The 12214-nt window shown below is 41.0% G+C and carries 11 protein-coding genes; 5 read left to right on the top strand and 6 right to left on the bottom strand.

Annotation, left to right across the window (positions count from 1 at the left end; genetic code table 11):
- Window positions 1–268: 268 nt before the first annotated feature.
- From BSAG_RS25825 to BSAG_RS02050, 3 genes are all read right to left on the bottom strand, one after another.
- Complete coding sequence (locus BSAG_RS25825) at window positions 269–532, bottom strand: hypothetical protein (protein WP_004315946.1); 264 nt, start codon at window positions 530–532, stop codon at window positions 269–271.
- A gap of 165 nt (window positions 533–697) precedes the next feature.
- Window positions 698–2452, bottom strand: a complete 1755-nt coding sequence (locus tag BSAG_RS02055; protein ID WP_004315947.1) for a tetratricopeptide repeat protein — start codon at window positions 2450–2452, stop codon at window positions 698–700.
- A gap of 42 nt (window positions 2453–2494) precedes the next feature.
- Window positions 2495–3229 (bottom strand): DUF4369 domain-containing protein, encoded by a 735-nt coding sequence (locus tag BSAG_RS02050; protein WP_004297344.1) that lies wholly within the window; start codon window positions 3227–3229, stop codon window positions 2495–2497.
- A 157-nt stretch (window positions 3230–3386) separates the two neighbouring features.
- Here BSAG_RS02050 and BSAG_RS02045 point away from each other — a divergent pair, with 157 nt between their 5' ends.
- Genes BSAG_RS02045 through BSAG_RS02035 form a run of 3 tightly spaced genes read left to right on the top strand, consistent with a single transcriptional unit; the run spans window position 3387 to window position 9002 of the window.
- The gene (locus BSAG_RS02045; RefSeq protein ID WP_004315949.1) at window positions 3387–4631 is read left to right on the top strand and encodes an anaerobic sulfatase-maturation protein; all 1245 of its coding nucleotides are present in this window, start codon (window positions 3387–3389) and stop codon (window positions 4629–4631) included.
- A gap of 54 nt (window positions 4632–4685) precedes the next feature.
- Window positions 4686–6845, top strand: coding sequence for a S46 family peptidase (locus BSAG_RS02040; RefSeq protein WP_004315950.1), 2160 nt, complete (start codon window positions 4686–4688; stop codon window positions 6843–6845).
- The gene (locus tag BSAG_RS02035) at window positions 6846–9002 is read left to right on the top strand and encodes a S46 family peptidase (protein WP_004315951.1); all 2157 of its coding nucleotides are present in this window, start codon (window positions 6846–6848) and stop codon (window positions 9000–9002) included. It begins immediately after the preceding gene.
- A gap of 86 nt (window positions 9003–9088) precedes the next feature.
- On the opposite strand, the gene BSAG_RS02030 is transcribed toward BSAG_RS02035, so the two are convergent.
- A complete protein-coding gene (locus BSAG_RS02030; RefSeq protein WP_004315952.1) occupies window positions 9089–9271 on the bottom strand; it encodes a type II toxin-antitoxin system HicB family antitoxin in 183 nt (60 codons plus the stop codon).
- Complete coding sequence (locus BSAG_RS02025) at window positions 9268–10395, bottom strand: glycosyltransferase family protein (protein WP_004315953.1); 1128 nt, start codon at window positions 10393–10395, stop codon at window positions 9268–9270. Before BSAG_RS02025 ends, BSAG_RS02030 begins: the two co-directional genes overlap by 4 nt.
- Before the next feature lie 169 nt (window positions 10396–10564).
- Here BSAG_RS02025 and trxA point away from each other — a divergent pair, with 169 nt between their 5' ends.
- Both trxA and BSAG_RS02015 read left to right on the top strand, forming a co-directional pair.
- Entirely contained in the window at window positions 10565–10864 is a 300-nt protein-coding gene (gene trxA, locus BSAG_RS02020) for a thioredoxin (protein WP_004315954.1), read from the top strand.
- Between the two features lie 17 nt (window positions 10865–10881).
- Window positions 10882–11346, top strand: a complete 465-nt coding sequence (locus BSAG_RS02015; RefSeq protein WP_004315955.1) for a thioredoxin family protein — start codon at window positions 10882–10884, stop codon at window positions 11344–11346.
- A gap of 144 nt (window positions 11347–11490) precedes the next feature.
- Here BSAG_RS02015 and BSAG_RS02010 read toward each other — a convergent pair whose 3' ends face one another.
- Window positions 11491–12126: a SagB/ThcOx family dehydrogenase gene (locus BSAG_RS02010; protein ID WP_008018496.1), complete on the bottom strand. Its 636-nt coding sequence runs from the start codon at window positions 12124–12126 to the stop codon at window positions 11491–11493.
- Window positions 12127–12214: the final 88 nt, after the last annotated feature.

Below are 12214 nucleotides of genomic sequence, written 5' to 3' on the forward strand. Positions count from 1 at the left end.
CCCACACTCCTAACCAGTTTTATGCATCAAACTATTAAATTAAAGAATTCAGATATTTAGATGTTTTGCAAAGTTATGGTTTGGTTTGACATCATTTGCAATTCTTGAAAAGTCAAATTAAAACCTTTATGAATTTCTTTTTCTAAATTCTCCAATGAGAAAGATTCACCTCTTGCACCATTAATCTTTCCTCTAAACCGATTGTTATAATGCTTACGGAATGTATCCGGAGTGACCAAGCCTCCAAGACCATAATCCCCCACTACAATCACCGGTTTCCGGCGTAACACCCCTTCATAGGCAGTAATCCCGCTCCAATTATTAGATCGGCTTCTTCAATCAGTTTACCTGTTTCACTCTCGGAGGATATATAATCCACCTGATACTCTGAATATTTACTTAATAGAACTCCTATCCTTAACCGCGTACGAGAATTAGCTACTCCGACAACAATGTTGGCTTTCTGTTCTATCAACTGCAATTCGTTACCTCTCCATGAAGAGGTAGCAGATAATTCATTAGGATTTTTCATATAGCTATTTGGTTTTTGTTAGGTCAAAAGTACGGCATGCATCTGAAAACACAAAAAAAGTCACCCGGACAAAATCAGTGTGTCTGATTCATCGTAAAGATCTAAAATTCAATAAAATACATATTTTGATTCTGTTATTGACCCGGACAATTCATTTTTTATTTATCAAAAGTCCCTTAAAAATGCATTTAAATCTTCTTGTGAAGAAATGCCTAACCGGCCTTTTAGTCTCCCCTTCGCCTTGGTTACCGAGTCGGAAGAGGTCTGGAAAATACGAGCCAACTCTTCATTAGTCAGCCCAAATTTAAGGAAGCAACAGATTTCAAGATCACGTTTTGTCAATAAAGGAGCTTTGTCAAGCAATCGGGTAACGTAATTAGCATAGAGTAAATCAAACAGACTAAACAATTTATAGCGTTCTCCATCAGACAACTTACCTCTTAATGTTCCCTCTTTGATAGCAAGCAATAATCGAAAAGCAGATATATACTGTTCAGAAGATGGTCCGACTGTTAACTCTCCTCCTAGTTCTTTCAACAACCCCGATAAGGTTTTGTTCTGCATACTCAAAAGCACAATCTTTCCATTCAACTCGCCTACCTTCATTCGATTTTCTTCGAGTATGCGGTTCTCTTCCAGCACTTGGTCTTTCAACTCCTGGATTTCTTCCATCTCCTGCTGATATCGCTTTATCTCCTCTTCATTATCTCTAATCTGGGATTCAATCTCGGCAATCTTCTTTTTATGGTTCCTACTTTTGTAATAGTAATAACACATATAGAAGGCTACAATCAGAAAAACAATCGTACCGCAAAACAGAAAAACCGTACGGTGCATTTTCATTTGTAAATTATCGCTCCGGAGTTTTTCGTTCTCATACTGCTTTTGCAGTTCTGTTATCAACTCCAAAGAATCGACCTCATCCAATACGCTGACAATGGAATCCGCTTTTTCATGATAAGTAATTGCTTCTTCAAAATTATCAATATCCTTTTCCAAAAAGTATAAATTGTTGTATGCATCAATACGGGTATACTCTTTAGAGGAATTTATACTCATCTTAAAGTATTTCCTGGCATTCTCCACATCCCCCATTTGTATATACAAATATCCCAAAGACATACACTCTACATATTTCCTTTCTTCATCCGTTTCTTTTTCATAAGCAGCAAGGAAATAGCGTTCTGACTTTTTCAGCTCTCCCATAGAACGATACAGGATACCCAACTCATGTAAAATGGAAACTTCAGACGGATACTGTTTTTTTCTGGCTAATTCTAAAGCATTATTATAATAGAAATAGCAACTATCCCAGTTATTCTGAAACAAATAAGCCCGGCCTATATTCTGCCCGGCTCTGACAATGCCCACAGAATCTTTTAACTCTTCATAGATAGCGTATGACTCCTGAAAATTCTTCAATGACTCCTGATACAATTTCTTTTTCCGGTTCACCATCCCTATTTCATCAGTAGCCATGGCAAACATCTTGCAACATTGAATCTTCCCGAACATTTCCTTTGCTGAAGACAGGAACGACAAAGCCTCTTCATCTTTACCCAATTCACGCAGCACTCTACCATAATAATACTGTGCTTTAGCACGCATGGCAGTGTCACCACGCTCTACAGTATAGTAATTCAGTGCCAATGCAATCAACGAATCAGAAGTAAACTTCACATAGTTCTGATCCATTGCCTGCGTTAATAAAAGCGCATAATCCGCCTGCGACTTTCCACGCAATTTTTCAGGATGAGGAACTGATTTTAATAGATACAGAGCCGTATCCGGAAGAGATTCCATACATATTTCGATCTTCTGGAACGCCACATCGGAGGCCTCCGAATCTCTACGACAAGAAACCGATAAGACTAAAATAAAAAAGAAAGCGGCGTATACCGAAACAGTAGTCGTTTTCATTTTACTTGAGTTTTATGCAAAAATACACAAAAAACTCAAGTATTACTTATTTGTTGAAGCATTTTGTTCCAATCGTTGATGTTCTTCTATCAACTTCATGTTTTCTCTTGCTTTAGACAGGAATTCTCTTACCAGCTTATTATCTTTAAAAGAGTAAGGAGCATCCTTTATAATATCATCTATCTGCGGAGTCATAATGGGATAGGGCAAAGAGCTGCAAAGCATCATAAATACACTGGGTCCCAATACATTTTCGTAATTGTCGGAAATAAACGTTTTCACATACTGATTCATCGCTTGCATCAGTGAATCACCTTCCACCACCAGCTGACTGTGAATTTCATCCAGATCCCCTCCATCCAATACCATACGGGTTTCTTTCTGCTCCAGTTCGCTGATACTTTCTTCTAATTGGTTTCTTTTGCTGATAAACTCGTACAACGCATTATTTAAAGAAGTTCCCACTGCCTTCAAGTCCGTATTGCTGATAGTAACTGTTATTTTTCCACTTTCTAGAACGATCGGCATAATGCTTTCTTCATCCATATATAGTGTCACCATCTGTACGGAATCTATTTTCCCTTTCATTGAAAACAGACCATGCACCACTTCAGCAGAATCCAGCTTCACCCACTCGCCATCACGCAGGGATTTAAGATATAGCATCTTTCCATCCAGACTATTCACTGAAGATGTTCCTTCAATCTTGTACTTACTGGTACAGGAAGCCAGAAACGGAAGCAAAAGCAAAAAAGGCAAAATTTTATTCACGTTCATTTATTCATTAAATTCTGTGCACAAAGGTACAACTGATTCAGAATTCAAAGAAACATTTTATCAATATTTAAATCTTGTAAGACTCTTTTCTTTAATAATCCTTATAAACATAGGTGTAAGGCTATTTTTTTCATTTAGTTTATCTAATTTTGCAGTCATGAAAACATCAACATTTGCCCCTTTTGCCAAACCGCTTTATGTAATGGTAAAGCCTGTAGGTGCCGTATGCAACCTAGCATGCGAGTATTGCTATTATTTGGAAAAGGCCAACCTATACAAAGACAATCCGAAACACATAATGAGCGATGAACTTCTGGAAAAGTTTATCGACGAGTACATTAACTCACAAACCATGCCGCAGGTACTTTTCACCTGGCACGGAGGAGAAACGCTGATGCGACCGCTCTCCTTCTATAAAAAGGCAATGGAACTGCAAAAGAAATACGCCCATGGACGTACGATCGACAATTGCATCCAGACCAACGGAACTATGCTCACTGACGAATGGTGCGAATTCTTCCGTGAAAACAATTGGTTGGTAGGTGTCTCCATCGACGGTCCGCAGGAGTTTCATGACGAGTATCGCAAAAACAAATTAGGAAAACCTTCTTTTGTGAAAGTGATGCAAGGCATCAATCTTCTGAAGAAACACGGGGTAGAATGGAATGCAATGGCAGTTATTAACGACTTCAATGCCGAATATCCGTTGGAGTTTTATCGTTTCTTCAAAGAAATCGGTTGTCAATATATCCAGTTCGCTCCTATCGTTGAACGCATTCTTTCACATGAAGACGGACGTCATCTCGCTTCTCTTGCCGAAAATAAAGCCGGAACACTGGCTGACTTTTCAATCACTCCGGAACAATGGGGGAACTTCCTCTGTACTCTCTTTGACGAATGGGTGAAAGAAGATGTAGGCAAATACTATGTGCAGATATTCGATTCTACCCTGGCCAACTGGATGGGTGAGCAACCCGGTATATGCACGATGGCAAAGACTTGCGGACATGCCGGTGTAATGGAATTCAACGGAGACGTTTATTCTTGCGACCACTTTGTATTCCCCGAATATAAGTTAGGTAACATTTACAGTAAGACACTGGTAGAAATGATGCATAGCGAGCGTCAGCACAACTTCGGAAACATGAAATACCAGTCTCTCCCTACTCAATGCAAGGAGTGTGAGTTCCTGTTTGCCTGCAACGGGGAATGCCCGAAAAATCGTTTTAGCCAAACGGCAGAAGGTGAACCGGGATTGAACTACTTATGCAAAGGTTATTATCAGTTCTTTAAACATGTAGCTCCTTACATGGACTTTATGAAAAACGAACTGATGAATCAACGTCCGCCTGCTAATATCATGGAAGCTTTAAGAAATGGAGAATTGAGAGTGGAGAGTTGAGAATGAGAAACAGAACATATTAACAATCATATATTCAAATTTTATCATTAAATAATGAACAAACTAAGATTTTATCTGGTAGCGCTGGCTGCGCTTTTTGTATTTTCCGTTAGAGCGGATGAGGGTATGTGGCTATTGCAATTGATGCAACAGCAACACTCCATAGACATGATGAAAAAACAGGGATTAAAACTGGAAGCCCAAGACTTATATAATCCAAACGGCGTTTCTCTCAAAGATGCCGTAGGTATATTCGGAGGTGGATGTACGGGAGAAATTATCTCGCCCGAAGGTTTGATTCTAACCAATCACCACTGTGGCTACGCTTCCATCCAGCAACATAGTAGTGTTGAGCACGATTATCTGACAGATGGTTTCTGGGCTACTTCCAGAGACAAGGAGCTTCCTACTCCGGGACTGAAATTTACATTTATCGAACGTATCGAAGATGTTACAGACATTGTCAATGCCAAAATTGCAGCGAAGGAAATCACCGAATCCGAATCATTCAGCAATACATTCCTTCAAAAGCTGGCTCATGACCTTTATTTCAAAAGTGACCTGGCAGACAAAAAAGGAATTGTTCCGCAGGCTCTTCCGTTCTATGCCGGAAATAAATTCTATCTTTTCTATAAGAAAATATATCCGGATGTACGTATGGTAGCTGCTCCCCCCTCTTCTATCGGTAAGTTCGGTGGCGAGACAGACAACTGGATGTGGCCGCGCCATACCGGCGACTTCTCCATGTTCCGTATCTATGCTGACGCGAACGGTGAACCGGCAGAATACAGTGAAAACAATGTTCCCCTGAAAACAAAGAAACATTTGTCTATCTCTATCAAAGGGTTGAAAGAGGGAGATTACGCAATGATTATGGGATTCCCCGGAAGCACGAGCCGTTACCTGACTGTATCAGAGGTGAAAGAACGTATGGAATCGGAAAACGACCCGCGTATCCGTATTCGTAGCGCACGTTTAGCTGTCCTGAAGGAAGTGATGAATGCCAGTGACAAAATCCGTATTCAGTATGCTAACAAGTATGCGGGTTCCAGCAATTATTGGAAAAACTCCATCGGTATGAATAAAGCCATCATCGATAATGATGTGTTGGGAACGAAAGCTGCACAGGAAGCTAAATTCGCAGAATTTGCAAAGGCACAAAACAATGCCGAATATGCGGCAGTCGTGAAGAACATCGATGACCTGGTAGCTAAAACAACCCCTCTCAATTATCAATATACTTGTTTGAGAGAGACTTTCTTCGGAGCTATCGAATTTGGTAATGTCATGTTATCTAAAACACGTGAAGCATTGCTTGAAAAGAACGACTCTGTGATCGAAGCACGTATGAAAGCGCTGGAAAGCACTTACGAAAGTATCCATAACAAAGATTATGACCATGAAGTAGACCGCAAAGTTGCTAAAGCATTGTTCCCGTTATATGCGGAAATGGTTCCGGCTAACCAGCGTCCGTCTATCTACAAAGTGATTGAGCAGAAATATAAGGGCGATTACAACAAGTTTGTTGATGATATGTACGACAACTCTATTTTTGCCAACCGCGCAAACTTCGAGAAGTTTACGAAGAAGCCGTCAGTGAAAGCAATCGACAACGATCTTGCATTGCAATACTGCCAATCTAAATATGACTTGATGGATAAACTGGTTTCCCAGCTCAAGGACATGGATCAGGAACTGGCTTTGCTGCACAAAACTTATATTCGTGGTCTGGGCGAAATGAAATTGCCTGTACCTTCTTACCCGGACGCAAACTTTACCATTCGTCTGACTTATGGTAACGTGAAACCATACGATCCGAAAGACGGCGTACACTACAACTATTACACCACCACTAAAGGAATTCTTGAGAAAGAAAATCCGGAAGACCGTGAATTTGTTGTACCTGCCAAACTGAAAGAGCTGATTGAGAAAAAAGATTATGGCCGTTATGCTTTACCGAACGGTGATATGCCTGTCTGCTTCCTGTCTACTAATGACATCACCGGCGGTAACTCCGGCAGCCCGGTATTGAATGAAAACGGAGAACTGATCGGTTGTGCTTTTGATGGTAACTGGGAATCATTGAGCGGTGACATCAACTTCGACAACAACCTGCAACGTTGCATTAACCTGGATATCCGTTATGTCCTGTTCATTCTGGAGAAGTTAGGCAACTGCGGACACTTGATTAATGAAATGACAATCGTAGAATAAATGAGAAAACAAATCCTATTTGTCCTATTTTCACTGGCAACTCTTAGCATCCACGCCGACGAAGGCATGTGGATGCTAACCGATCTGAAAACCCAGAACGCAGTTGCCATGCGCGAACTCGGTCTTGAAATTCCGATCGAAGAAGTATACGACGCGAACGGTCTTTCCCTAAAAGATGCTGTGGTACACTTTGGAGGAGGATGCACGGGAGAAATTATCTCTTCCGAAGGACTGGTACTGACGAATCACCACTGTGGTTATGGAGCTATCCAGCAACACAGTAATGTAGAACATGACTACCTGACAGATGGTTTCTGGGCTATGAACCGTGACGCGGAACTTCCTACTCCGGGATTGACCGTCACATTTATCGACCGGATTCTGGATGTGACCGATTACGTCAACGAGCAACTGAAAAAAGATCCGGACCCGGAAGGTGTCAACTACCTGTCACCAAGTTATCTGGGCACCGTGGCAGAACGTTTCGCCAAAGCAGAGAACATAGAAATAACTCCTGCAACAAAACTGGAGCTCAAGGCTTTTTACGGAGGAAACAAATATTATATGTTCATCAAAACGGTGTACAGTGATATTCGTATGGTGGGCGCTCCTCCTTCTTCCATCGGCAAATTCAGCGCAGATACCGACAACTGGATGTGGCCTCGTCACACAGGCGACTTTTCCCTTTTCCGTATTTATGCGGACAAGAACGGAAAACCGGCAAAATATTCAAAAGACAACGTTCCTTTGCAGGTAAAGAAACACCTGAAAATCAGCATTGCCGGAGTTCAGGAAGGAGATTTCACCTTTGTGATGGGATTTCCGGGACGTAACTGGCGATATATGATTTCCGACGAAGTGGAAGAGCGAATGCAAACGACCAACTTTATGCGCCAACATGTACGTGGAGCCCGTCAGAAAGTACTCATGGAGCAAATGCTGAAAGATCCTGCCGTACGTATTCATTATGCGAGCAAATATGCTTCATCAGCCAACTACTGGAAGAATGCCATCGGTATGAATGAAGGACTGGTACGTCTCAACGTACTGGATACCAAACGTGCGCAACAAGAGGAATTATTAGCCCGTGGCCGTGAAAAAGGAGATGATTCATATCAGAAAGCTTTTGATGAGATTCGTTCTATTGTGACTCATCGCCGTGACGCGATCTATCATCAGCAGGCTATCAATGAAGCATTGGTCACCGCCCTTGATTTTATGCGCATCCCTTCCACGATGGAATTGGTTGCCGCTCTAAAATCAAAAGATAAGGAGCAAATAAAAGAGGCGAAGCTAAAATTAAAGCAAGAAGCTGATAAGTATTTTGCTTCTGTCCCCTTCCCCGAAGTAGAACGGATGGTTGCCAAAGAGATGCTGAAAACTTATGCCAACTATATTCCGGAGGAACAACGAATCAACATCTTCGAAATCATCAATTCCCGCTTCAAGGGAAGTATCGATGCCTTCGTCGATGCATGCTTTGAACATTCTATTTTTGGCAATCCTAAAAACTTTGAAAAGTTTATCAAGAAACCAAGTTTGTATAAAATAGGATATGACTGGATGGTATTATTCAAATATTCTATTACCGACGGGATCTTGAAAACAGCCATTGCCATGAAAGAAGCCAATCAGAACTATGACGCTGCTCATAAAGTATGGGTGAAAGGCATGATGGATATGAGACAGGAAAAAGGTACACCTATTTATCCGGACGCCAATTCAACTTTACGTTTGACCTACGGCCAGGTACTTTCTTATGAACCCGCTGACGGTGTTGTGTATGATGCTCATACCACCCTCAAAGGTGTAATGGAGAAAGAAGATCAGGGTAACTGGGAATTTGTAGTGCCTCAAAAATTGAAAGAGCTGTATAAATCCCAGGATTATGGACGCTATGGTAAAAACGGTGAAATGCCCGTCTGCTTTATTGTAAACACCGACAATACAGGAGGAAATTCCGGTAGTCCGGTATTTAACAGCAAAGGTCAGTTGGTTGGAACTGCTTTCGACCGCAACTTTGAAGGCTTAACAGGAGACATTGCTTTCCGTCCTTCATCGCAGCGAGCCGCTTGTGTTGACATCCGCTATACCTTGTTTATCATCGATAAATACGCAGGAGCCTCTCATATCATCGACGAACTTAGCATTGAGTAAGTTGAGAGTTGAGAATTAAAAATTGAGAAATAAAAGTTATGCCATCTGGCATTATATTTCTCAATTTTTAATTCTCTATTTTCAATTTATATAAACTCTTCCACCATATACATCTCATCAATCATTTCATTCATTATATTCTGTAAATTCTGAATTGCTTCTTCCGGAGATTCTCCATAAGCGTTACAGTGCATATTTACAGTCAACCAGGCATAATAGCCACCATCCGATGCGCTTTCAAGCACATAATCTGTTCTGTTCAGTTTCATATTGGTAAATAATTATTGAATGTTGGTATTGAAGTTATTTCTGATTGTGAGGCTGCCAGTTTCTCCAGTTCCAGGATGATCCGACGTTCACAACTGCGAACCCAATAAATAAAGTGACGGTTCGGGGCATATTTCCCGACAAAACGGAGCAACGGTTGCAAGTCAAAGGAATCACTGATTATTCCTGCTCCCGCTTTCATTGCATCATACGCATTACAGTCCTGTTCAATATGTGCCGGGACCATCAACACTGGTTTTCCAAGATACATTGCTTCACAAATAGACTCGAAACCAGCCGTACTGGCATAAGCTCTGCAACCTGCCATAGCATTAAGAAACTTCACATCATCTATTTGATGGAAACTCAATGTTTCGTCCACCCGTATCACCTCCTCGGTATCCGATTTATCCCAGAAAAATGTTAGTGGGACTTCCGGATGCCTTGCATGAAAATGCTCCACGCTATCGGCAAACCCGGAATTGACCATATATCCGTGAATATAATTCCCCTCTTCCGGCCGGATAGCTGTCACTTCCTGACGAATCAAAGGAGGGACAGTTACTATCTGATTATTATCATCCTGCTCCATTTCCCGGAAAGATAAAGCCAGCTTCTTCGAGGATTTCAGAGCAGTCATCCGGGTAAAGAAACGCAACATCCATAACTGACACGAACTCTTATCCGGAAACTCGAAATCATGATGCAAAAACAAATACTGATGTCCAACGCAAATATACGGAACAGAGGGGCGGAAGAGTGCATAGGTAAGTCCGGTTAAAAGTTCGTAGAAGTTGATGACGACTTCCGCCCCTGTCTCCCTGATCCGCTGATTTATATAATACATACTACGGATATATTCCGGTAGTTTCAATAAATTGTATGCAAAGCTTTTCGTCAGATTTGCCCGCTTATTATCTGCTGTAGGCAGAAAGTTTGGACTAATGAAGCGCTTCACTGGTGCGTGAATGCTCCGATTGAAAAATCCCGGCAAGGTACGTGTCGAGCTTTTTCCCACCAAGACTTCCACTACTTCGTGTCCATTACGCAATAACATTTCTTCGAGGGTGATCGCCTGTGTAAAGTGCCCTCTCCCCTCACCTTGAACAATAAATAAGAATTTCATAGTTCTATTATTTTTCGATACGCAAAGTTCCCTCTTTCACATTACAAGATGATGACTCTACAATGACTATTCTATGAACAAAAACGACCTTTTTTCGTTATTATAATAAAATAGGATTTATATTTGCAGTCTTCAATGACTGTCATTTAACTCTAAGAAAGGAAAGATTATGGAAAAGTTTGAAGATTTAATACAGTCACCGGTACCGGTTTTAGTTGATTTCTTTGCAGAATGGTGCGGACCCTGTAAAGCTATGAAACCAGTTTTAGAAGAACTAAAATTAATTGTAGGAGATAAAGCACGTATTGCAAAGATAGATGTTGACCAGCATGAAGACCTGGCTACTAAATATCGCATACAAGCTGTCCCGACCTTTATATTATTTAAAAATGGAGAGGCTGTCTGGAGACATTCCGGCGTAATCCATAGCAGCGAGCTGCAAGGGGTTATTGAAAAGCATTATAGTTAAAAAGGTAAAGATAACAAATGAAGAAAGTATTAGTAATGGTAGCCCTTGTCATGGTAAGCGTGATTGTATACGCTTTCAATGACAGCGGGGAATCCAATCAAGGTAAAAAAGAGGTAACAGGTAACGGTGAAGTCGTCGTAATGGACAAAGATATGTTTCTGAAAGACGTCTTCGATTATGAGAAATCAAAGGAGTGGAAATACAAAGGCGACAAGCCCGCCATCATCGATTTATATGCAGACTGGTGCGGACCTTGCCGTCAGACAGCTCCTATCATGAAAGAACTGGCAAAGGAATATGCAGGGAAAATTGTCATCTACAAAGTTAACGTGGATAAACAAAAAGAACTGGCAGCTTTGTTTAATGCTACAAGTATTCCATTGTTTGTGTTCATTCCGATGAAAGGGGATCCACAGCTTTTCCGTGGAGCTGCTGATAAAGCAACTTACAAGAAAGCGATTGATGAATTTCTCTTGAAATAATGAAGAAAATATAGTGACGGTATCCGGTCAGGATAGTGACGCTATAACAAGCAAAGAGTGACGGTATCCGATAGAGATAGCGTCACTCTTTTTTATAGGCTTATAAATCTTCTTTATACGGCTTATAAGTCTTCCTGCGAATCCTTATTTGAAGTATCCTACAGGATGATTCATCATTGGCATCTGACTATCTTTCAATTTCAAAACTTTCTTTAGCTGCTCATTGTCCATCGAAGCACGTGGTACTGTTGCCAAGTTAGCAGCAGAACAAAAGATTGAAATATTTTGGGAAACAATACCGGCATCCATAGCCCCCATCAACTGACTGCGTGGACTTTTGGCATCGCCAAACCGCGAAAGATCGCTGATTAAAACCAATGATACCGGAGCTGTTTTCACAAACGCCTGACCACCAGCTACTGCACCACGATAATCTCCCGCAACTATCAGTGTCAACTGATGATTTTTAGCATCATACAGATAACTTCCTTCAGGCAACACTACATATACATCCACATCCTGTTTATTCAACGCTGACGGAGCAGTTCTCATTCCGGATTCCTTACGGTTTATTCCATTAGCAGCCCACAACAAATCAGACAGATCAGCCAGGCTCAATGCTTTCGAAGCATATTCGCGAGTTGAATGTCGTTCAGACAATGCCTTCATCACCGCACCAGTGCGGTTTAAATTAGGCTTCGGCAATTTAATCACCTTATCAGCAGCAAAGGCAGCCGCTGAAAGCATTAAACAAACTAATAATAGTTGTACTTTTCTCATAACTGTGGTATTTAAAAATTGATAGACAAATATAAATAAAAAAGGTCTGTATTCGTTGTGGAATACAGACCTTTTAAGAGTTTATTAG

The organism is Bacteroides sp. D1 (assembly GCF_000157095.2).
GTDB classification, from domain to species: Bacteria; Bacteroidota; Bacteroidia; order Bacteroidales; family Bacteroidaceae; genus Bacteroides; species Bacteroides xylanisolvens.